This is a genomic window from Hallella bergensis DSM 17361, assembly GCF_000160535.1.
GTDB lineage: Bacteria > Bacteroidota > Bacteroidia > Bacteroidales > Bacteroidaceae > Prevotella > Prevotella bergensis.
The window spans coordinates 346,579-368,257 of record NZ_GG704780.1; the positions used below are offsets into that span (position 1 = coordinate 346,579).

Sequence of the window (21,679 nt, forward strand, 5' to 3'; positions counted from 1 at the left end):
GGGAAAGATTCTCTGCCTTTTGCTATATTTGTAGTCCAGAACAAAGAAAAATGAATATACGAGAACGCTTCGGCACTTTACACTCCAGATTGGAAGTTGAGTTTCAATGTCTGTATTGCAATTTAACGGAAGTAATCAAAGGTGCGAAAAATGGCATGGGTATAACAAATCCGTGAGCAATAAACAGGAAAGAATGACGTTAAATAATTGATAACCATAAACGATTGTACGTTATGACAGCGTTAAGCGCAAAGACAATAACGCAGCTTCTTTCTGTAAGTACAAGAGAAAAGCCTAACGACGACTACGAGAAGATGCAGTTCTACTATCACCCTGACCATTTGGGCAGCAGTAGTTACATCACTAACCTTGACGGCGAGGTGGTGCAGCACATTGAATATGTACCGTATGGTGAAGTGTTCATAGATGAATTGGAACTTACGCGGAAATCGGCGACCGCAGGGAAAGCCAACTGCAACAACACGTGGAACACCCCTTACCTCTTTAATGCGAAGGAATTGGATGAGGAGACAGGTATGTACTACTATGGGGCGAGGTACTATGAACCGAGGTTGAGCCTGTGGGTGTCAACAGATCCTCTTGGAGAAACAGCTCCGCATATTACCGTATATTGCTACACAGCCAACAATCCAACAATCCTAATAGATCCAGACGGAAAGGCGTGGAAGCCTACTAAAAATGAAGAAACAGGACAGAATACAGGATATGAATGGATAAATCCGGCAAAATCGTATGATTCCAAAGGGAAATTACTTCCAGGATTATATGAGCAAGCTATATTTTTCTCCAATCAGGGAAATAATGGTAAAACATTTAATTCGAAAAACAGATTTAACATGGGGTCTTCAATTGCTACGGTTTATTGTAAGGATGGTACTACTTCTGAGTTTGAAGCCTGTACTTATCCATCGAACTTAGATAAATATGCTACAGTTCCAGAGGGTATGTATGAAGCAAAAGTCGGTATGCACAATGGTAGTTCTGCACAGTATAAAGCTTTACGTATGAGCGATATTGGAACTACCGATTTTAATTCGTCTTCCATAGAGCTTGGGAAACCCAATCCGTCAAATTCAAAAACAACAAAGGCGTGTGGAATAAATATCCATAAGCCAGGTTTGAATAATTTGACAGGAATGACATCTTCAAACACTCCTATTTCGGAAGGCTGTTTCTTAATTAATAGAAATAGTTGGTCTGAGTTTATGGGAAAATTTGAAGCATCTGCTCTCATAAGTGTGACAGTATCTCGAAGTATGTCATCTCCAACAAATCAAAACGTAATAAAGTCTCAAATGTCTCGTTTTGAAAGTTCGAGAATTGCTATGCCACCTATTACAATGCCAGTAGATGCCCTGAGAGTAGTCAATAAGAATCCAATATATAGACCAAGATAATTACATATGAGGCTATTTATGTTAATATTATCATTTATTGTTTGCCCCAATATTTGGGGGCAAACAATAAGTTTACCCATAGTTCCCTTGAATATCAACTTGAAATATATTAATCAATTTGACTCCTTGGGTAAAAAAAATGGGTGTTGGTATGAAGTTTCTGATGATATTGTTTCACTATGCCTCTATGTTGGTGGAATTAAAAACGGCTTTGTTCAAATATACAGAAAGTTAGGACAAAATAAATATTATCTTCAAGCTTCTGGATATTACCGTAATAATATGCAAGCGTACCAATGGCTATTTTTTTATACTAATGGTATGGTTGCTACTTCACAAACCAAAATTTCAAAAAATTCAAACTTTTTGAAAGAGGCACAAAAAGCAGGATTTCGTACCCCAAACTCTACATTGCAGTGTTATATTGTAAATTATAATATCAATGGCAAAATTACATCAGAAGGATGGTGTATATTTCAAGATGATATAGAAGATGATGCACAGGAAGTAGGAATATGGAAATACTATACCTCGCAAGGTATAAAAATTGTAAACAAGTCTTTGGAATATTGAGAAGAACGATGTTGACACTACAACGGTGTAAAGAGCCATCCGCTTACAGTGGACGACAACAGCATTTATTCTCGCATTGGTATGACACCGACGGCGAGCGCACGGTGAAGACCAGCGGTGAGAACGAAGCTATATTTGTCAACTCCGAATTCTCGGGGGGTAACACGGGTACGGCACGCTTCTCGCTCTATGTCAGCCCATACTTGGTGGCTGGTCAAGGTGGCAAGTACACCAAGCACATCTATGTAGGTTCGCAGCGTATTGTCAGCAAATTGGGCAACTTGGCTTCTTATGGCGCAGACCCAAGACGAATACCGTATGCAGGCAATGAAGCTGACGGTGTGACCATTAATTACAAGGACAAGTATGTAACGCAACTGCAATCTATTAAGGATAACTACAAGACATTTGATTTGCCATACAACGGTGTAGACAATAGCAACTATGTCAATGGCAAAGGCTTTAGTAGTGATGACGACACGCCAGAGGCAGCACAGGCAAGGGCGATGGTCAAGACGAGGGCTGGCGAAGCTGGCACTAACGAGCGGATGCAGTTCTACTACCACCCAGACCATTTGGGCAGCAGTAGCTACATCACCAACTTGGACGGCGAAGTATCGCAGCACATCGAGTATGTACCATTTGGTGAGGTGTTCATAGATGAATTGGAGCTGACGCAAAAGCTAAACAGGAATTAGAAACTTTACAACAAACATGGGGAACAATGAGATGATAAGAAATATATTACATTCTATCTTGGTCATTTTTGTTTTGTCTAATTGCCAAAACAAAAATGACATCAATAAGATAATTTCGAATCATTGGCAGCAAGATAGCATAAATTGTATTGTAGACTTTTCTTCTTGTTTTAGCTTCAACTGGGATATATGTTATTATTTTTCCAGTAAATGCTCTTTAGAGGAGATTAATAAGGATTTAGGTATACAGTTTAATGAGTTCGAAGATACAAGTGATAGAATGATTTTTGTTCAAGACAAAAGAATCGTTTACACACAAGACTGGTATTATATACCAGAGAAAATACAAACTGGTATAATATTTGACCATAGTACAAGAAAACTAAAAATAAAGAAAGATAATGCGAAATTTAGAATAGAAAAGAAACATGATATGTATTTGCTAAGTCCAATCTTTAAGTAATGAGTAATGCTCCAAATTGGGAGTTAAGTTCCTATGCCCGTATTGCAGTGCAACTGAAATACTCAATGGTGCGAAGTATGGCATGGGTATAACAAAGGCGAGAGCAATAAACAGGAAAAAATGACGTTAAATCATTGATAATCATAAGTAATAAGAAGTTGTGATTGAATTTGAAGTAAAAATCAAAAAGCAGTCTCTCGGCAAGTGTAAGGGGCAGACGGTGTGCTTCGACCTGCCTGTGTTACATATGTTGCGAAAAGAGTAAAATCTTCAACAACGTTTATCATATATTTCAAATGACTAAAACGGTTTTGGTTATTCTTTTTTCGATTATTGTTTTAACAGGAGGGTGTAACTCCCCCTTGTCAAAGTTTAAATGTGTCTATGACATGTATGGTGATAGTACTGTTTATTATGTTATAACAATCAATGGAGATTATTTAAAGACTACCAAACACAAACACATTATAGTATCCGAATTCGATAGTTTAAATAATATATGGCATTCTCCAGTAGATAGTTTTTTCACCCAAACGGATAGTGTATTTCTAAGCCAAGGACAACAAGATTCACTGATTTCCCATATAGAAAATGCAATAAAAAGTGATAAAAGCAACACTTCTTACATGTCTACCAATCAATCTATAATAACGATAAGTTGGAATAAACGTACTTATAAGCTCCAATATGATAACATAGGGCAACGTGGTTTGATTTCATTTCTAAAAAAACACTCTTCCATCCATATAAAATGAAACGAAATTCTATGAGTTACCTGAAGTTGTAGTCATCGGTCATAGACCTTAGAATGTAGAAGAAAAAGAGACGAAGAGAGGAGGACAAAACATGAAAATGAACAATAAAAATTTATTAGTTCTAATGACTCTGTTAATTTTTGAGGGTGTTACAGGTTGTAATAGTAATAACTCTAACTCTCACCTCATATCAATACAAAAGAAAAATGTTATTCAGAAAAGAAAAAATAAAAATAAAATAGAGTTTGGTGATAGTCTTTTTGTGCAAAGGATTATCGATGGATTCTTTTTTCAAGAGAAAATTTCCAAAGAGCAGGACTATGCCTTAGTTGTAAAACACTGTTTTTCGCATACCGATGAACAGTACGATGAAACTTTTGCTGATGGGTTGAGCCAAATGCTAATCAAATATCCTGAAAAAATCAAAGGAATACAAAAAGCAATAAGTTCACTACCTGCAGAACAACAAAACAAGGCTAACTACAATATGATGGTCTATATTGTATCATCCTGGATAATGGAAAACTACACGGATACCATGGACTTAAATGTGTTCTACCAGACATATCCATTTTTTAAACGAAGCTCTAAAATTGATAATATTTTGAAAGAACAGTTTGAAAATAGTATGGAGTAAATAGTTTTATCGCAGAGGATAGATATAGTATCACGAGATAGGTAATGCTCCGGATTGGGAATTGAGTTTTTTGTCCACATTGCCACTCTGACAATATTATCAAATGTGGTAAAAGTAGTACAGGTAAACAACTCAACCAATGTGAACCAAAAAACGAGAAGACCTGAAAGTCCAAGCAAACCGGCACTTTATTGCTTCGTGCAGTGACGATCAGATTATCCAATTCATGCTATGAGAAGGAACCAATCGCAGCAACCTTTCGCACTTTGGTGATGCCTGACTCGGTCATACCGAAAAAACATAGCCCTTTTTGCGCTGGATGGCTCGAAAATAATGACCCAAAAACGGTAATACTATTTTATAAAGTGAAGAGTGAAGAATGAAGGGCGAAAACAAATAAACACATTAGGCAGTATATATCACAAAACGCGAATTTTGATGAATATACATAAGCATACAGAAGAATTTAAACTGCAAGCCGAGAGAAAAGATCAAGTTTTCAACATCAAGACAAGAGTTTTATAAAATGATTGACTAATTTTGCACTTGCTGGTTGACTCTACGTGTGAGCAAAGTATTTTTGTTCACAGAAATAAAATATGTTTTGCTTGTTGGTTTTTGGATTATTTGCTAACTTTGCGGTGGACAGAACTGTAAATACCGGGGCGACCAATTCATCTCCCCACCTTATTATATAGCATGACTCTTGTAATCGCCGGCATATTGCTTTTGGGATTCCTGCTCATAGCCACCGAGAATGTCACAAACGTGAACAAAGCGGCAGTGGCTATCTTTGCGTGCACGGTGGGGTGGGTGCTCTACATTGGCTACGGAACGGACTTTGTCATGAGCCAGCATGCAGACGAATACATTAACTTTCTCAACGGCCGAGAATCTTCAAGTGTATTAGTGAAGGAGTTTATTGCCGACAATATTTTTATGAAATATGTTGGCCGCGCATGCGAGGTGGTGCTATTCTTCTTGGCCACGATGACCATTGTGGATATTTTGGAGAGCAATGGGTGCTTTGACTTTATCAGTCAGTGGCTGCGAACCAGGAACAGCCAGAAGATGCTTTGGGTGTTGGGCGTGATGACGCTGATTATCTCTGCCAACCTTGACAACCTCACCACAACGGTGATGATGCTCGTGGCCATGCGCAAGCTGGTGCCCAACCGCAGACTACGCATGATATACGGCTCCACAATCGTGTTGGCAGCCAACTGTGGGGGAGCCCTCACGGTGATTGGCAGTGCTACGGGTCTGATGCTGTGGAGTTCGGGACTGATTACGCCGACTGGTTTTTCGTTGTCGATGGCTGTGCCCTGTCTGCTGGCATGGGCCATACCCACTTGGTGGATAGGCAGGGAACTGCCCGATCATTTTGAGACCGAAATCGTGACAATGCCTTATCGTGGCGATGACACCCGACTCAACATCTGGCAGCGGTTCATGATGCTTGTGGTGGGCATTGGTGGATTGTGGTTTATCCCCATCTTTCATAATATAACGAAGCTCAGCCCCTTTATCGGAGCACTGTGTGTGCTGAGCCTACTCTGGGTGGTCAATGAGGTATTCAACCGCAAACTGCTCAATATGGACAGCATGACTGACCGGCGTGTGCCCAAGGCTCTGTTTTATGGCAACCACCAAATCATACTCTATGTCATAGGTATTATCCTCGCCCTCGGTGTGGTGAGGGAAACCGGAGTTATGGATTCCATCTGGGCCTTCTTGCAAACTCATGGTATCGGAGACCGAATGCTGGGCATGGGTGCAGGCATGATGAGCATCGTGCTCGAGAATTTCTCCACGGCAGCAAGTTTTATCATTCTGCATCCGTCTGCTCCGGTGAACGACGAATATTGGATGCTCGTGGCCTATATGTCGGCCACGGGAGGCAATATACTTACCATAGGGTCGATAGCCGGTGTGGCGCTGATGCGCACCGAGAGAATGCATATTGGCTGGTATTTCATGCATGTGGGCTGGAAAGCTGCTGTGGGCGCATTGGTGGGACTGGCAGCCTTGCTGCTTGTCGTGTAAAAAACAAATAAATGAATCAATAAAATCTATAAATGTATGAGGGGTAAGATTGAAACTATAGGAGTGCTTACGTCCGGGGGAGACTCTCCGGGCATGAATGCTGCCATACGGGCAGTGACACGTGCTGGTATCTGCAACGGCTTTACCGTCAAGGCGATTTACCGTGGTTTCGACGGACTTGTGAACGATGAGGTCAAGCAGTTCACGACCGAGAATGTGTCGGGCATCATCCTGCAGGGCGGCACCATACTGAAGAGTGCACGATCCAAGGAATTCGTGACGACCGAAGGTCGCGAAAAGGCGTGGAAAACGATAGAGAAGGAGAAAATCGATGCCTTGGTGGTGATAGGCGGCAATGGGTCGCTGACCGGAGCAATGAACTTTGCCCGCGAACACGACATATGCTGCATCGGGCTTCCGGGCACCATCGACAATGACCTCTATGGCACCGACACCACCATCGGCTACGACACCACACTGAACACCATTGTGGAGTGTGTGGACCGCATACGAGACACGGCTCAGAGCCATGAACGCATATTCTTTGTCGAGGTAATGGGGCGCGATGCAGGCTTTTTGGCCCAAAACGCAGCCATAGCCTGTGGGGCAGAGGCTGCCATCATACCGGAATGGTCTACAGACGTGGACCAGTTGGCACAGTTCATGGAACGAGGCATCCGCAAGTCGAAGAAGAGCTGTATTGTCATTGTTTCGGAAAGTCCCAAGTGTGGTGCAATATACTATGCCGAACGTGTGAAAAAGGAGTTCCCCAACTACGATGTGCGAATCTCCATCCTGGGACACTTGCAGCGCGGGGGACGTCCCTCGGCTCACGACCGAATCCTTGCGAGTCGTACCGGAGTGGGAGCCGTTGAAGCCATTATGCAGGGACAGCGCAACGTCATGATTGGAATTCGCAATAACGAAGTGGTGTATGTACCGCTTTCCGAGGCCATCCGCTCAGACAAGCCGTTCGACAAGAAGCTCATCAGTGTGCTCGACGAACTGAGTATATAGGCAAGTGATGCGGCTGACGGAACACATTGTCCGATTTTTGCCGTTTTTATGTCTAAATAAGAGTTCGGGGCTTTAATGGTACCGTGCACATTCTAAAGTTTGTTAAAAAGTTAGAGACTTGTAAAAATATAATGTACTTTTGTAAGGGCTGCAAGACATCTGTTGGCGGCCTAACGACAGAGAACAAAGTAAAAATATTAAAATAATAGTTTATGTCACAAATCAACGGACGCATCTCCCAGGTTATCGGTCCTGTGATCGATGTCTATTTCGACACCCAAGGTCAGGAATCGGAGAAGGTGCTGCCCAAAATTTACGAAGCCCTCAAGGTAAAACGCTCCGATGGCAGTGACCTGATTGTAGAGGTGCAGCAACATATCGGCGAAGACACCGTGCGCTGTGTGGCCATGGACAACACCGATGGGTTGCAGCGTGGGCTTGAGGCTGTGCCGATGGGAAGTCCTATTCGAATGCCTGCCGGTGAGCAGATCAAGGGTCGCATGATGAATGTAATCGGTCAACCCATCGATGGCATGGAGGCGCTGAGCATGGAAGGCAGCTATCCTATCCATCGTGAGGCTCCCAAGTTTGATGATTTGTCAACCAACAAAGAAATCCTGACCACAGGTATCAAGGTGATCGACTTGCTCGAGCCATATATGAAAGGTGGTAAGATTGGACTGTTCGGTGGTGCCGGAGTTGGTAAGACGGTGCTGATCATGGAGTTGATCAACAACATTGCCAAGGGTCACGAAGGATATTCAGTGTTTGCCGGTGTTGGCGAGCGTACCCGTGAAGGCAACGACCTGCTCCGCGACATGCTTGAGTCCGGTGTAATCCGCTATGGCGAGAAATTTAACAAAGCCATGGAAGAGGGTAAGTGGGATTTGTCACTTGTTGACCGGGAAGAACTTAGCAAGTCGCAGGCCACATTGGTGTATGGTCAGATGAATGAGCCACCCGGGGCACGTGCATCGGTGGCTCTGTCCGGACTGACGGTGGCAGAACAGTTTCGCGACCATGGTGGCAAGGGCGGTTCAGCCTCAGACATCATGTTCTTCATCGACAACATCTTCCGATTCACGCAGGCTGGTTCAGAAGTGTCAGCTCTGCTCGGCCGCATGCCGTCGGCCGTGGGATATCAACCCACGCTGGCATCCGAAATGGGTGCTCTGCAAGAACGAATCACGTCGACCAAGAGAGGATCTATCACCTCGGTACAGGCAGTGTATGTGCCTGCCGACGACTTGACCGACCCTGCACCGGCCACAACGTTCAGCCATTTGGACGCCACTACAGTGCTTGACCGTAAGATTACGGAGCTGGGAATCTATCCAGCCGTGGATCCCCTGGCCAGTACATCGCGTATTCTCGATCCCCTGATTGTGGGAAAAGAACATTATGAATGTGCCCAGCGCGTGAAAGAGACCCTGCAGCATTACAAAGAATTACAAGACATTATTGCCATTCTGGGTATGGAAGAGCTTTCTGATGAGGATAAGTTGGTGGTGAGTCGCGCACGTCGTGTGCAGCGGTTCCTTTCCCAGCCTTTCTCCGTTGCCGAACAGTTCACCGGTGTGCCGGGCGTCATGGTAAGCATCGAAGATACCATCAAGAGTTTCAACAGGATACTCGATGGCGAAGTGGACGACATGCCGGAGCAGGCTTTCATGAATGTCGGCACAATAGAAGATGCCATAGCCAAGGGCAAGAAACTGCTGGAACAAGCCAAACGATAATAGCCTATGTTGACACTGAAAATTGTCTCTCCCGAAAAAATAGTCTACGACGGTCCATGCGAACGCGTCAAGGTGCCGGGAACGTTAGGCTCTTTCGAAATTCTGGACAACCATGCCCCGATTATTTCCTCGCTCGAAACCGGAGTTGTGGAATATGTGACGGAGGCGGGAACGAAGTCGCTGGAAATCGACGGAGGATTTGTCTCGGTTCGTCAGAATGAGGTCAATTTGTGTGTGGAAATATAGCATGATCCTTGGAATCTAACGGGAAAATGACACGAAAAGACATCAGGCACATAGGCTGGCAGTATCGCAAACAAGGATTGGTAATGGTTGGAGCATTGCTCCTCGTGGCACTGCTTGTGGTGAACATCGGTCATTTTGATTTCATCATCACGCCCTTGATGGTCTCAGCGGTCTATGCGTTGCTCTTCGAGGTGGTTGAAAGTATGGTATGGACCAAGGTGGCCACTGATTCTACTGAAAACCTGCCCAACTTCTTTATGGCTGTTTCGGGAGTGAGAATGCTGACTGCCTTGGCGGTGATGTTTGCATACTATCTCATTGCCGGTCGTGGTGCCATGTTGTCGTTTTTCCTGGTGTTCGCGGTGTTCTATGTCACCATTCTTGTGCATCATGTCATGTTCTTCCGCAAGCATACGGATATCTCAATAGACGAATAGAAAAATCAAAGAATAATGAAACATATCAGATCATTCCTCCTACTCTTCATGGTGACACTGTTGCCCCTGCAACTCAGTGCCTCAGACAATGGGCAGGAAAATGAACTTGACATACCTGAAATCGTACTCGAGCATCTTTCGGATGCTTATGAATGGCATATTGCATCGTACAAGGGGAAGAGCCTTCAAATACCATTGCCTATCATCTTGCGTAGTGCTACCACGGGGGAGTGGACTTTCTGTACGGCAGAGACACTGCCCGAGCCGTATTACTTCGATGCGGAGCACCACGGCAAGATTTACGAGCGGATGAGCGACGGTTCATCGGTGAGACCGATAGATCTGAGCATGACGAAAGCCGTGATGCAGATATGGATTGTGGTGGCTGTGCTCATCGGTATGTTCCTATTCTGTGCCAAGTGGTATAAGAATCGAGATGAGAAGAGCGACGCACCAAAGGGCTTTGTGGGTATGATGGAGATGTTTGTGATGTACATCAACGATGATGTAATCAAATCGTCGATAGGGGAGAAGCATTACCGAAAGTTTGCCCCATACCTGCTGACGGTGTTCTTCTTTATCCTTGCCTGTAACCTGATTGGCTTGCTGCCGGTTTTCCCCGGTGGCGGAAATATCACAGGAAATATCAACATTACGTTTTTCCTCGCCGTTTGTACGATGTTGATGGTCAACATTTTTGGTAACAAGGAATACTGGAAAGAGATATTCTGGCCTCGTGTGCCCGTATTTCTGAAAGTTCCGGTTCCACTGATGCCAGTCATCGAGTTGTTTGGCGTGTTTACCAAGCCTTTCGCCCTGATGATTCGTCTTTTTGCCAACATGATGGCAGGACACTCCATTATACTCAGCTTCACCTGTGTGATTTTCCTGGGATGGACCATGGGCACGGGATTTGGTTTAGGACTGAATGCATTCAGTATCATTATGTTACTGTTTATGAATCTCCTCGAGGTCTTGGTGGCCTTTGTGCAGGCTTATGTGTTCACCTTGCTGAGCGCGGTATTCATCGGTTTGGCACATCAGGAGGAACATGCTGCAGGATGATGCTGTATGGAAAAGCTAACTCAACTTGTATAGAATAAACAATAAATTAATACATAACAATTTAAAACATTTAGAATTATGATTATTTCAACATTATTGGCTGCGGAGGGTCTGGCACAGCTGGGCACAGGCATTGGTGCGGGTATTGCTACGATTGGTGCAGGTATAGGTATCGGTAGAATTGGTGGCCAGGCTATGGATGCCATAGCACGTCAGCCAGAGGCTTCCGACAAGATTCAGACCAACATGATTCTTACTTCTGCTTTCGTAGAGGGTTGTGCGCTCTTTGCTATTGCAGCTTGTGCATTCTTGATTTAATAAAGAATATCGAATGGATAATTTACCATCAATATTAACGCCGGACTTAGGACTCTTGTTTTGGATGCTCTTGGCGTTCTTGGTGGTCTTTGGTGTTCTTGCTAAATTTGGTTTCCCCGCTATTACGAATATGGTGGAGGACCGGAAGAAATACATTGACGATAGTTTGCGCAAGGCACACGAAGCCTCGGAACGGCTTGAGAATATCAGGCAAGAAGGTGAGTCCATGCTGCAAGAGGCTCGTGAGAAACAAGCCCAGTTGCTCAAAGAGGCAACGGAGACTCGCGATGTCATCGTTGAGAAAGCCCAGGAGAAAGCGAAGGCAGAAGGAACCCGGCTACTGTCTGATGCCAAGGCACAGATAGAAGCGGAGAAACAGAATGCCATTCGCGACATCCGCTCCCAAGTGGCAGAACTCTCTGTGAAGATCGCAGAGAGGATAGTCAAACAACAGCTTTCCTCAAATGATAAGCAGATGGAATTGATAGATAAACTGCTGGATGAGGTTTCTGAAGATAACAAACGTGAACAGTAAAAACAAATGTGCAGCTTATGGATTTAGGTGTAATATCTGTCAGATATGCCCGGGCACTGCTTAAAAGGGCCACGGAGCTGAAGATGGAGGATAAGGTGTACGAAGAAATGCAGGTGCTGGCTCGCAGCTATCTCCACGTGCCGGAACTTCGCTTCACGATAGACAATCCCATGCTTGCCCAAGACAAGAAGCAAATGTTGCTTGAGACAGCGTGCGGAACCGATGTTACCGACCTGACCAAAAGATTTTTAGCCCTTGTGCTGAAAGAGGGGAGAGAGACTTCCCTGCAATTTATGGCTGCCTCTTACATCACGCTTTATCGCCAACAGAAGAATATTACTCGCGGAAGGCTCATCACGGCCATACCGGTATCTCCGGATATGGAGAACAAGATGAAGCAGATGGTGGAGGGCAGGACACGAGGAAAGGTTGAGTTCAACACCGAGATAGACCCTGATATTATAGGTGGGTTTATCTTGGAGTATGACACCTACAGATTGGACGCAAGTGTGAGGACCAAACTGAATACGGTCTTGACCACCCTGCAGAATTAGATAATATTAATGTAGAATAATAGCAATGTCAGATAAAATAAAACCAAGCGAGGTATCAGAAGTCCTTTTGAAGCAACTTGAAGGGATCAATGCTGATGAAAAGTTTGATGAGGTAGGCACGGTGCTTACCGTCAGTGATGGGGTGGCGCGCATTTATGGTCTGCGCAACTGTGAGGCCAACGAGTTGCTTGAATTTGAAAACGGTACAATGGCCATTGTCATGAACCTTGAGGAAGACAATGTAGGTTGTATTCTTTTGGGCTCTGCAATTGGCATCAAGGAAGGACAGTCCGTGAAGCGTACGCATCGTATTGCTTCTATTCGTGTGAATGATAACTTCTTAGGTCGTGTGGTTAACCCTTTGGGTGAAGCTATTGACGGCAAGGGAGAAATTGACCTTACGGAGTCTTTTGAGATGCCACTCGACCGCAAGGCACCGGGAGTGATCTATCGCCAACCCGTGAAAGAACCCTTGCAGACCGGTCTGAAGTCTGTCGACTCCATGATTCCAATCGGGCGCGGACAGCGTGAGCTTATCATTGGCGACCGCCAGACTGGTAAGACAGCCATTGCCGTTGATACAATTATCAACCAGAAGGGAAACTATGAGGCTGGCAAGCCGGTGTATTGCATCTATGTGGCCATCGGTCAGAAGGCCAGTACAGTTGCCAACTTGGTGGAGACCCTGAGAGGATACGGTGCACTGCCATATTCTATCATTGTCAGTGCTACCGCTGCCGATCCTGCTGCCATGCAATATTATGCACCGTTTGCCGGTGCTGCCATCGGCGAATACTTCCGCGATCGTGGCTATCACGCATTAGTGGTCTATGATGACTTGTCCAAGCAGGCCGTGGCCTATCGTGAGGTGTCGCTGATTCTCCGTCGTCCTTCCGGTCGTGAGGCCTATCCCGGCGACGTATTCTTCTTGCATTCCCGTTTGCTGGAACGTGCAGCAAGAATCAATAATCAGCAGGAGGTTGCGGAGCAGATGAACGACTTGCCCGAGTGTCTTGAGGGACACGTGCGTGGCGGAGGTTCTCTTACGGCATTGCCGATCATCGAAACCCAAGCCGGTGACGTGTCGGCATATATCCCCACCAATGTGATTTCAATTACCGATGGTCAGATCTATCTTGAAACCAACCTGTTCAACCAAGGTTTCCGTCCGGCCATCAACGTCGGCATCTCGGTTTCCCGTGTGGGTGGGTCAGCACAGGTCAAGAGTATGAAGAAAATTGCCGGTACGCTGAAAATCGATATGGCTCAATACCGTGAGCTTGAAAGTTTCTCGAAGTTTGCAAGCGACATGGACCCCGTAACGGCCATGACCCTTGACCGTGGGCGCAAGAACAATCAGTTGCTTATTCAGCCTCAATACAGCCCAATGCCGATAGGAGAGCAGGTGGCCATCATCTACTGTGGTGTTCATGGCTTGTTGCATGATGTGCCCGTTGACCAAGTTCGTGTTTGTCAGGAACAATTCCTTGAGCAGATGCGGACACAGCACTCGGATGTCCTTGCCGAATTTGCAGACGGAAAACTGGAAGACAGCAGCATCAAGGTTGTAGAGGAAGTCATGAACACGATTACCGCACAATTCAAGAAATAAGTAAAGGATAAAGCATGCCTTCATTAAAAGAGATAAAGACTCGCATCGCATCTGTTCAAAGCACACGTAAAATTACGAGTGCGATGAAGATGGTGGCGTCGTCAAAACTCCATCGTGCACAGATTGCTATTCAAAATATGCTGCCATACTCTAACCAGTTGGAGCATATCCTCAAGTCTTTCCTGGCATCTATGCCCGAAGCACAGACTAAGTTTGACGAGGAACGGCCGCATATCAATCGCGTTGCCTTGATCGTATATTCGTCCAACGGTTCGTTGTGCGGAGGTTTCAACGGTAATGTTCTCCGCCTGACGCAACAAGTCGTCAATGAATATCGGGCTCAGGGAATTACTGATATCACGATATATCCAATTGGACGGAAGGTGGCTGAGAAAGTGGGCAAGATGGGTTGTAAGTCTGCCGGAAATTTTATGGAACTGGCCGACAAACCGAATGCGCATGATAGTGGCTTGATTGCCAAGGAAGTGGCGAAGAAGTTTGCGAGACACGAATACGATCGCGTTGAGCTGATTTACCACCATTTCAAGAGTGCAGGGTCACAAATTCTAACCCGCAAGACGCTCCTTCCCATCGATTTGTCTACGGAAACGATTGGCAAAGACAATGACCGCGACCTGACATCCGGCTTGGCCACTGCCAAGGCGCAGGAGTATCTCCGCAAGCGAGGCGAGATCAAAACCAAACGAGAGCAGGAGGAGGCTAAGCCACTCAACGACGACTATATCGTCGAGCCTGACATGTACAGCGTGCTGTCGGTGCTCATACCCAAGTTACTCAATCTGTCCGTGTACACAGCTTTGCTCGACAATGCTGCTTCTGAACACGCAGCCCGCATGGTTGCCATGCAGACCGCAACGGACAATGCCGATGAGTTGTTGAGCGAACTCAGTCTGCAATACAACAAGGGTCGGCAAGCCGCCATCACCAACGAACTACTTGATATTGTTGGTGGTTCGGTGAATAATTAATTTTCTACAATACATTCGCGATGACAGGGGACAGATGCCTATAAGGCTTCTTGCCTCCTGTTTGCTTATGTCATTTTCCCGTCCGTAGGCTTGCTGTACTACCCATGTGCGACTCTTAGTTTGGTTTCGTCTCGTCACGAAGAACCCGCTCCATCTTTTTATTCAATCTAATACTTGGTGGATTCGAAAAATAGCTATAACTTTGTAAACCTATCGATGAGGGGGAAGCAGCATCATAACCATACATCAATGGCAGAAGAAATTACAACGAAGACAGATAAGAAGGTTACAAAAACCAGACCCGCCAAGAGAAAGAAGCGCAATGTGAAGCGCGACATTCCCTCGGAGCTTATTCCTATAGAGGAGGAAACTTGGTTGCTTCAACCCATTGCGGTTACGATGATGCGGCATGATTATTCACTCATTCAGATCAGGATTCTTGTCACCATCGTGGAGTTTATGCAGAGCAAGTTGCATAGCATCTTGAACAAAAGTCATGTGCAACCGGAAATATTCTCTGATGCAGAGCTCGACAACGACGGACGCTTAGAGATTAAAACGCTGTTCAAGACACTTGGCGTAGACCCAAATCACTATCCTCAGTTGCGTGAGAGCCTCAAGATGCTGGCCTCGATTCCTGTTGAAATTCCATACAAGACCTTGGATGGGCGCAGTTACCAAAAGGTAACCAACCTTTGCGACGTCTATATCCCCAACGACCCCGGACTCTATGAGAAATACGCCTTACTGAAAATAGACCGGACTGTAGCACAACGGTTGGTGTCACTTGACTTTGGATACCACAAGTTGGGCAAACAAATTGTGTTTGCATGCCGCAACCGATACACGCAGCGTATTTACATGTTTATAGGTAGTTGGCTTGACAAGGGCGGAACCCGCATCAAAACATCAGAGTTCCGCAAGATGCTCAGGCTGGAAGATAGCTACAAACGTTTCAGCGATTTTGTACGTCGTGTGCTCGAGCCTGCCAGGGAGGAATTGTTATCATTGGCAGAGAATGGCTTTTGCGACTGTTATTTTGATTATGAAAAGCGCTACAACCAAGGACAACGAGGTGGCGAACCCGATGAGCTTGTATTTCGGATTTATCGTCCGAAGGGTAAGCTCAACCAGCAGCTGAAGGACGTCACAGATATGCAACGCGAACAGTTTGCTGATATGTTGGTAAGGTATTTCGGCTTTGATGTCAAAGTATCCAAGAAGATGAGCGAACGCATCACGCCAAGCAACTATCAGGGAGCTGTTGCCAAGTTGATAGACCTTCGCAACCGCCTGCGCAACGACCTCACAATCCACGACCGTGCGGCGTACACATACCGCGTGTTGGACAATCTTTTCCGAGGCATACAGGAACAATAAGAAAAGACTTATTATCAATAACATAACAACATGAAATCCAAGACTTCAGATTGGTTTGAAACCAAGATTAAATATGACAAGACCCAGGAAGACGGGTCGCAGAAAGCCGTTTTAGAACAATATGTGGTAGATGCGCTGAGCTTTACGGAGGCTGAGGGCACGCTGATTGAGGAAATGTCAACCTACATCAGCGGTGATTTCAAAATTGCAGGTATTCGGCCGGCTGCCTATCATGAGATATTCTTCAGCGACAGTGCAAGTGCTGACAAGTGGTATAAAGCCAAGCTTTCATTTATAACCATCGATGAGAAAACAGAAAAGGAAAAACGTTCGACAGTGAACTATCTCATCCAGGCAGCCTCGTTCCCCGGAGCTGTGAAAAGCATCGAGGAAGTGATGGGTGGTACCATGATCGATTATGTCATCACTTCGGTTGCCGAAACACCCTTTATGGACGTGTTCCAGCATACCATCAAAACAACCCATCCGAAGGCAGACGATGTTCCGGAATACGAGCAGGACCGTCAGTTGGATCAGGAGGACGCGTAATGGAAACAGATGTTGCTAAAAACTTGAAAGAAGTGCTTGGCAACCTTCCAGAAGGAGTGCAATTGGTTGCCATCAGCAAGTTTCATCCCAATGAATATATAGAAGCAGCATACGCTGCAGGACAACGGATTTTTGGTGAAAGCCGTGAGCAGGAGCTACGTCTCAAGGCAGAACAACTTCCCAAGGATATTCAATGGCATTTCATCGGTCATTTGCAAGGCAACAAGGTGAAATCTATTGCACCTTATATTTCCATGATAGAGTCTGTTGATACCTTCAAACTGATGAAGGAAATCAACAAACAAGCCGAAAAAAACAATCGGGTCATTGATATTTTACTTGAACTCCATGTGGCTGACGAGGAAACGAAATTCGGTTTCTCTTTCGAGGCCTGCCGATCCATGCTTGCTGAGGCGCTGTGGAAACAAATGGCGAATATCCGCATTCGTGGTTTGATGATGATGGCCAGCAATGTGGAGGACGAAAATCAGATTGCATCGGAAATGAATAAGGCCGCTGATTTCTTTGATGAGGTCAAGCGAGATTACTTTGCCGATGCCGATTACTTTTCCGAACGTTCGTGGGGAATGAGTCACGACTACCAGATTGCGGTGAAATGCCGCTCCACCATGGTCAGAGTAGGAACCACTATATTCGGGGCAAGAGTCTCTTGATGCGATGATGAAAAACAGAATGTTAGATCACGCACGTGAGGTGCTCGACAACTATCTTGTGATAACAGCCAAGAGGAAGACGCCGGAGCGTTATGCCATCCTCAAGGCCATCTACAATATAGACGGCCACTTCACCGTGGAGGAGTTGAACGACGCATTGGAGAGCGACCGTTTCTTCGTGAGTCGTGCAACGCTTTACAACACGCTGCGGTTGTTTCAGAAGATTCACCTTGTGGTGAGGCACCGACTTGCCGACAAGACAAAATACGAAGCAGCCTTGCGAAACGACTCGCACAGTCATCAGATATGCACAATGTGTGGCAAGGTCACCGAGGCGGTGCTGCCCGGAGTAGAAAGTGCCATCAAGTCGTCAAGGCTTCATCGTTTCAAGCGAGAGGGTTTCACACTTTATATCTATGGCGTTTGCAGCAATTGTCAGTCAAAGCTGACCCGCAAGCGCACCATGAGTGAAAAGAAAAAATAGATCGTAAATAACATTAAAATAGCGTATGAATACTGGGAAAGTTGATGTCCTTTTAGGACTTCAGTGGGGAGATGAAGGAAAAGGTAAGGTTGTAGATGTACTTACACCTGAGTATGATGTTGTGGCTCGTTTTCAGGGTGGACCGAATGCAGGCCATACATTGGAATTTGAAGGAGAGAAGTATGTTTTGCGTAGCATACCCTCAGGAATCTTTCAAGGAGGAAAAGTAAACGTCATAGGTAATGGTGTGGTTCTGGCTCCCGACTTGTTTATGGGCGAGGCCAAGGACTTGGAAAAGAGCGGGCACGAGCTGCAATCTCGTCTGCATATTTCGAGCAAGGCACATCTCATCATGCCCACACACCGTATTTTGGATCGTGCGTTAGAGACAGCCAAAGGCAAAAACAAGGTGGGGACAACCGGCAAAGGCATTGGCCCGACCTACACTGACAAGATTAGCCGCAACGGACTCCGTGTAGGAGACATTCTGCATGACTTCGACCGGAAATATGCAACCCATAAAGAGCGTCATATGAAGATGTTGGAGTCTATGGGTTGGACCGATTTCGAAGGCTTCGAAGAGACCGAGAAAGTGTGGATGGAAGGTATTGACTATCTGCGCAGCTTCAAGATCGTGGACAGCGAGCACGAAATCAATAAACTGCTCAAAGCGGGTAAGAGTATTCTGTGTGAGGGCGCACAGGGAACCATGCTTGACGTAGATTTTGGCAGCTACCCGTTTGTCACCTCAAGCAATACCATTTGTGCCGGAGCCTGTACAGGATTGGGTATCGGTCCCAACCGAGTGGGCAAGGTCTATGGTATCATGAAGGCCTATTGCACCCGTGTTGGTGCAGGACCTTTCCCAACGGAGCTTTTTGATGAGACCGGCAAGCAGATACGCGACTTGGGACATGAATATGGTGCCGTGACCGGGCGCGAACGTCGCTGTGGCTGGGTAGACCTCGTGCAGCTTCGCTATAGCATCATGGTGAACGGAGTTACCGAATTAATCATGATGAAGAGTGATGTGCTCGACACATTCGAAACCATCAAGGCCTGCACGGAATACGAACTTCCCGACGGCACTCGTACGACAGACTTTCCATACAACATAGACTGTGTGAAACCAATATACAAGGAATTGAAGGGCTGGCAAACCGACATGACCCAGTTTACCGAGGAGCAGCAGTTCCCGCAGGAGTTCAAGGATTACGTGTCGTTCCTCGAAGCTGAGTTGGAGACACCCATCAGTATCATCTCCATCGGCCCGGATAGAAATCAAACCATCGTCAGAGACAAATAATAAAAATGGGAAAAAACAAACCGTCCATCCCCAAGGGAACCCGTGATTTCGGACCCGAAGAGATGTCCAAGAGAAATTATATATTCGATACCATCAAGGAAGTTTATGCCCTTTATGGCTTTCAGCAGATAGAAACGCCCGCCATGGAAAAGCTCCAAACGCTGATGGGCAAGTATGGCGATGAGGGCGATAAACTCCTTTTCAAGATTCTGAATTCCGGAGATTATCTGAAGGGAATTAACGACAGCGAGCTTCAGGAGCGCAACCCCCTGCGCTTGCAGACCAAGTTGTGTGAAAAGGGACTCAGATATGACCTCACCGTTCCTTTCGCACGGTATGTGGTGATGCACCGCGAGGAGTTACAGCTGCCTTTCAAGCGCTACCAGATCCAGCCGGTTTGGCGTGCCGACCGCCCGCAAAAAGGCCGCTATCGGGAGTTTTATCAGTGCGACGCCGATGTGGTCGGCTCCGATTCACTTCTCAACGAGGTAGAATTGATGCAGATCGTAGACACCGTCTTCCAGCGCTTGGGCATCCGTGTGCTGATCAAAATCAACAACCGCAAGATTCTCACGGGCATCGCCGAGGTAATCGGCGAGGCCGACAAGATCGTCGACATCACGGTAGCGATGGATAAGCTCGACAAAATCGGAATAGATCTTGTCAACGAAGAACTGCGCAGCAACGGTATAGCTGAGGAAGCGATAGAAAAGTTGCAACCCATCATCAAGATGCAAGGCTCCAATGATGAAAAGCTCGAGGTGATTTCCAACGTGCTGAAGACATCGGAAACCGGCATGAAAGGTGTCGAGGAAATGCGCTTCATACTCGACACCCTGAAAAATATAGGGTTAAACAGCGAGATGGATCTCGACCTCACCTTAGCCCGTGGACTCAACTATTACACGGGAGCCATCTTCGAAGTGAAGGCTCTCGATACAGAGATTGGTTCGATCACGGGTGGTGGACGCTACGACAACCTGACCGGAATCTTTGGCATGCCGGGACTGTCGGGCGTGGGAATCTCGTTCGGCGCAGACCGAATTTACGACGTGCTCAACACGCTTGACCTTTATCCCAAGGAAGCGATATCAGCCACACAACTGCTTTTTATCAACTTTGGCGAGAAAGAAACAGACTACTGCCTGCCGATTGTTGCCAAATCGCGTGCCGCCAATATTCGGACGGAGGTTTATCCCGACAAGGTCAAAATGAAAAAGCAGATGAGTTATGCCGATGCCAAGAAGATAGCCTACGTAGCCCTTGCCGGAGATAACGAAATAGCTCAGGGAAAGATCACGCTCAAGAACATGGTTACCGGCGAGCAAAAATTGGTTACGGCAGATGAAATGATTGCCATCGTTGCCGGCTAACCAATAATACTGACACACAAACTTCCCCGGCTCGACGAACAGATGCCGGGGATTTTCATAGATTTAATCTAACGTGAGTTCGACGAATTCAGAACAGGGCAGGCTGTGTGTCAATAGTCCTTTGTACATTGATACACGGCTTTTTGGGGAACAGGCAATAGGCTGCAATAGCGCCTAATAAATTGACGATAAAATTGTCAAAGCATCTATGTCTGGAGTGCTCCACCTGTGCAATATTCTTAAGCTCATCATTCACAGTTTCTATAATGGCTCTTTTTCTGAGTAAGAGTCTGTCAAAAATGTTTAAAGCAGCGATAACCAGAGTCGTGAAAAAGAATCATTATTAGCATGACTTCTGCCTTTGACATCGTGGAATCACGATGATACTTTCATTTTCCAGTAGGCTTTAGCGTATATTTTACCACCATTACATCAAAAAAATTGCAGAAATCATCTGCCACACAAAACATTTCAGGATTTCCTTGAGCTTGCGAAAAACTTTGTCCTCGGTGATCATAGCGATTTTTGTTTTGTAATTGTTTATAAATCACCACCTTAAAGTTATAATAAATTTCGCTAATCACCAAATTTATAGACACTTATAATTCGTCGAACTCACGTTAAAGTATTACAAGATGAAAGCAACATATTCTATAATTTTAATGCTGTGCTTTTCGCTTGTGTGTAAAGCACAGGAAGATAGAGGGAATATAGCCGACTCAATGGCAATGGTCAGCAGAACTAAAGCAGATAAAGTATTGCAACATTTTGATACAATTATAGCTCCCAAGCTTTTATATTCTTTGGACAA

At 45.6% G+C, this 21,679-nt stretch carries 22 protein-coding genes and 3 pseudogenes; 24 read left to right on the top strand and 1 reads right to left on the bottom strand.

Annotated features, from left to right (window positions below; all coding sequences use genetic code 11):
• Positions 1-239: 239 nt before the first annotated feature.
• The 24 genes and pseudogenes from HMPREF0645_RS14390 to hisS form a co-directional block, all read left to right on the top strand.
• Positions 240-677: pseudogene (locus HMPREF0645_RS14390) on the top strand (RHS repeat domain-containing protein); the annotation flags it as partial.
• Between the two features lie 840 nt (positions 678-1,517).
• Entirely contained in the window at positions 1,518-1,991 is a 474-nt protein-coding gene (locus tag HMPREF0645_RS01330) for a hypothetical protein (RefSeq protein ID WP_245543979.1), read from the top strand.
• A 71-nt stretch (positions 1,992-2,062) separates the two neighbouring features.
• A pseudogene (locus tag HMPREF0645_RS01335) lies at positions 2,063-2,656 on the top strand (peptidoglycan DD-metalloendopeptidase family protein); the annotation flags it as partial.
• Positions 2,657-2,705: 49 nt separating this feature from the next.
• Complete coding sequence (locus HMPREF0645_RS14075; protein WP_007172998.1) at positions 2,706-3,152, top strand: hypothetical protein; 447 nt, start codon at positions 2,706-2,708, stop codon at positions 3,150-3,152.
• Positions 3,153-3,448: 296 nt separating this feature from the next.
• Positions 3,449-3,907: a hypothetical protein gene (locus tag HMPREF0645_RS01345; RefSeq protein WP_007172999.1), complete on the top strand. Its 459-nt coding sequence runs from the start codon at positions 3,449-3,451 to the stop codon at positions 3,905-3,907.
• A gap of 91 nt (positions 3,908-3,998) precedes the next feature.
• Positions 3,999-4,544, top strand: a complete 546-nt coding sequence (locus HMPREF0645_RS01350) for a hypothetical protein (protein ID WP_007173000.1) — start codon at positions 3,999-4,001, stop codon at positions 4,542-4,544.
• A gap of 98 nt (positions 4,545-4,642) precedes the next feature.
• Positions 4,643-4,711 carry a hypothetical protein gene (locus tag HMPREF0645_RS14460; protein WP_473234608.1) on the top strand — a complete coding sequence of 23 codons (69 nt, stop codon included), beginning with the start codon at positions 4,643-4,645 and terminating at the stop codon, positions 4,709-4,711.
• 532 nt (positions 4,712-5,243) lie between these two features.
• Positions 5,244-6,590 carry an SLC13 family permease gene (locus HMPREF0645_RS01355; RefSeq protein WP_007173002.1) on the top strand — a complete coding sequence of 449 codons (1,347 nt, stop codon included), beginning with the start codon at positions 5,244-5,246 and terminating at the stop codon, positions 6,588-6,590.
• Between the two features lie 36 nt (positions 6,591-6,626).
• On the top strand, positions 6,627-7,607 hold the full coding sequence (gene pfkA, locus HMPREF0645_RS01360; RefSeq protein WP_007173003.1) for a 6-phosphofructokinase: 981 nt from the start codon (positions 6,627-6,629) through the stop codon (positions 7,605-7,607).
• A 212-nt stretch (positions 7,608-7,819) separates the two neighbouring features.
• Positions 7,820-9,346 carry a F0F1 ATP synthase subunit beta gene (gene atpD, locus HMPREF0645_RS01365; protein ID WP_007173004.1) on the top strand — a complete coding sequence of 509 codons (1,527 nt, stop codon included), beginning with the start codon at positions 7,820-7,822 and terminating at the stop codon, positions 9,344-9,346.
• 6 nt (positions 9,347-9,352) lie between these two features.
• A complete protein-coding gene (atpC, locus tag HMPREF0645_RS01370; RefSeq protein WP_007173005.1) occupies positions 9,353-9,592 on the top strand; it encodes an ATP synthase F1 subunit epsilon in 240 nt (79 codons plus the stop codon).
• A gap of 26 nt (positions 9,593-9,618) precedes the next feature.
• A complete protein-coding gene (locus HMPREF0645_RS01375) occupies positions 9,619-10,029 on the top strand; it encodes a hypothetical protein (protein WP_007173006.1) in 411 nt (136 codons plus the stop codon).
• 15 nt (positions 10,030-10,044) lie between these two features.
• The gene (gene atpB / locus HMPREF0645_RS01380) at positions 10,045-11,094 is read left to right on the top strand and encodes a F0F1 ATP synthase subunit A (protein ID WP_007173007.1); all 1,050 of its coding nucleotides are present in this window, start codon (positions 10,045-10,047) and stop codon (positions 11,092-11,094) included.
• A 78-nt stretch (positions 11,095-11,172) separates the two neighbouring features.
• Positions 11,173-11,412 (top strand): ATP synthase F0 subunit C, encoded by a 240-nt coding sequence (atpE, locus tag HMPREF0645_RS01385; RefSeq protein WP_007173008.1) that lies wholly within the window; start codon positions 11,173-11,175, stop codon positions 11,410-11,412.
• 13 nt (positions 11,413-11,425) lie between these two features.
• A complete protein-coding gene (atpF, locus tag HMPREF0645_RS01390) occupies positions 11,426-11,947 on the top strand; it encodes a F0F1 ATP synthase subunit B (protein WP_007173009.1) in 522 nt (173 codons plus the stop codon).
• Positions 11,948-11,964: 17 nt separating this feature from the next.
• On the top strand, positions 11,965-12,501 hold the full coding sequence (locus HMPREF0645_RS01395) for a F0F1 ATP synthase subunit delta (RefSeq protein WP_007173010.1): 537 nt from the start codon (positions 11,965-11,967) through the stop codon (positions 12,499-12,501).
• A gap of 25 nt (positions 12,502-12,526) precedes the next feature.
• Positions 12,527-14,113, top strand: coding sequence for a F0F1 ATP synthase subunit alpha (gene atpA / locus HMPREF0645_RS01400; protein WP_007173011.1), 1,587 nt, complete (start codon positions 12,527-12,529; stop codon positions 14,111-14,113).
• Between the two features lie 14 nt (positions 14,114-14,127).
• Positions 14,128-15,102 carry a F0F1 ATP synthase subunit gamma gene (locus HMPREF0645_RS01405; RefSeq protein WP_007173012.1) on the top strand — a complete coding sequence of 325 codons (975 nt, stop codon included), beginning with the start codon at positions 14,128-14,130 and terminating at the stop codon, positions 15,100-15,102.
• 249 nt (positions 15,103-15,351) lie between these two features.
• Positions 15,352-16,482, top strand: coding sequence for a replication initiation protein (locus HMPREF0645_RS01410; RefSeq protein WP_007173013.1), 1,131 nt, complete (start codon positions 15,352-15,354; stop codon positions 16,480-16,482).
• Positions 16,483-16,512: 30 nt separating this feature from the next.
• Complete coding sequence (locus HMPREF0645_RS01415; RefSeq protein WP_007173014.1) at positions 16,513-17,031, top strand: DUF4494 domain-containing protein; 519 nt, start codon at positions 16,513-16,515, stop codon at positions 17,029-17,031.
• Complete coding sequence (locus HMPREF0645_RS01420; protein ID WP_007173015.1) at positions 17,031-17,705, top strand: YggS family pyridoxal phosphate-dependent enzyme; 675 nt, start codon at positions 17,031-17,033, stop codon at positions 17,703-17,705. The genes HMPREF0645_RS01415 and HMPREF0645_RS01420 overlap by 1 nt, the downstream gene beginning before the upstream one ends.
• A gap of 4 nt (positions 17,706-17,709) precedes the next feature.
• Complete coding sequence (locus tag HMPREF0645_RS01425) at positions 17,710-18,189, top strand: Fur family transcriptional regulator (RefSeq protein ID WP_007173016.1); 480 nt, start codon at positions 17,710-17,712, stop codon at positions 18,187-18,189.
• A 25-nt stretch (positions 18,190-18,214) separates the two neighbouring features.
• On the top strand, positions 18,215-19,495 hold the full coding sequence (locus HMPREF0645_RS01430) for an adenylosuccinate synthase (protein ID WP_007173017.1): 1,281 nt from the start codon (positions 18,215-18,217) through the stop codon (positions 19,493-19,495).
• Between the two features lie 5 nt (positions 19,496-19,500).
• Entirely contained in the window at positions 19,501-20,868 is a 1,368-nt protein-coding gene (gene hisS, locus HMPREF0645_RS01435) for a histidine--tRNA ligase (protein ID WP_007173018.1), read from the top strand.
• An 88-nt stretch (positions 20,869-20,956) separates the two neighbouring features.
• Here hisS and HMPREF0645_RS13565 read toward each other — a convergent pair.
• A pseudogene (locus HMPREF0645_RS13565) lies at positions 20,957-21,163 on the bottom strand (transposase); the annotation flags it as partial.
• Positions 21,164-21,679 lie beyond the last annotated feature (516 nt).

Coding starts and splice junctions, on each gene's coding strand:
- HMPREF0645_RS14075 (WP_007172998.1), top strand. CDS start 2,706: ATGGGGAACAATGAGATGATAAGAAATATATTACATTCTATCTTGGTC.
- HMPREF0645_RS01345 (WP_007172999.1), top strand. CDS start 3,449: ATGACTAAAACGGTTTTGGTTATTCTTTTTTCGATTATTGTTTTAACA.
- HMPREF0645_RS01350 (WP_007173000.1), top strand. CDS start 3,999: ATGAAAATGAACAATAAAAATTTATTAGTTCTAATGACTCTGTTAATT.
- HMPREF0645_RS01355 (WP_007173002.1), top strand. CDS start 5,244: ATGACTCTTGTAATCGCCGGCATATTGCTTTTGGGATTCCTGCTCATA.
- pfkA (WP_007173003.1), top strand. CDS start 6,627: ATGAGGGGTAAGATTGAAACTATAGGAGTGCTTACGTCCGGGGGAGAC.
- atpD (WP_007173004.1), top strand. CDS start 7,820: ATGTCACAAATCAACGGACGCATCTCCCAGGTTATCGGTCCTGTGATC.
- atpC (WP_007173005.1), top strand. CDS start 9,353: ATGTTGACACTGAAAATTGTCTCTCCCGAAAAAATAGTCTACGACGGT.
- HMPREF0645_RS01375 (WP_007173006.1), top strand. CDS start 9,619: ATGACACGAAAAGACATCAGGCACATAGGCTGGCAGTATCGCAAACAA.
- atpB (WP_007173007.1), top strand. CDS start 10,045: ATGAAACATATCAGATCATTCCTCCTACTCTTCATGGTGACACTGTTG.
- atpE (WP_007173008.1), top strand. CDS start 11,173: ATGATTATTTCAACATTATTGGCTGCGGAGGGTCTGGCACAGCTGGGC.
- atpF (WP_007173009.1), top strand. CDS start 11,426: ATGGATAATTTACCATCAATATTAACGCCGGACTTAGGACTCTTGTTT.
- HMPREF0645_RS01395 (WP_007173010.1), top strand. CDS start 11,965: ATGGATTTAGGTGTAATATCTGTCAGATATGCCCGGGCACTGCTTAAA.
- atpA (WP_007173011.1), top strand. CDS start 12,527: ATGTCAGATAAAATAAAACCAAGCGAGGTATCAGAAGTCCTTTTGAAG.
- HMPREF0645_RS01405 (WP_007173012.1), top strand. CDS start 14,128: ATGCCTTCATTAAAAGAGATAAAGACTCGCATCGCATCTGTTCAAAGC.
- HMPREF0645_RS01410 (WP_007173013.1), top strand. CDS start 15,352: ATGGCAGAAGAAATTACAACGAAGACAGATAAGAAGGTTACAAAAACC.
- HMPREF0645_RS01415 (WP_007173014.1), top strand. CDS start 16,513: ATGAAATCCAAGACTTCAGATTGGTTTGAAACCAAGATTAAATATGAC.
- HMPREF0645_RS01420 (WP_007173015.1), top strand. CDS start 17,031: ATGGAAACAGATGTTGCTAAAAACTTGAAAGAAGTGCTTGGCAACCTT.
- HMPREF0645_RS01425 (WP_007173016.1), top strand. CDS start 17,710: ATGATGAAAAACAGAATGTTAGATCACGCACGTGAGGTGCTCGACAAC.
- HMPREF0645_RS01430 (WP_007173017.1), top strand. CDS start 18,215: ATGAATACTGGGAAAGTTGATGTCCTTTTAGGACTTCAGTGGGGAGAT.
- hisS (WP_007173018.1), top strand. CDS start 19,501: ATGGGAAAAAACAAACCGTCCATCCCCAAGGGAACCCGTGATTTCGGA.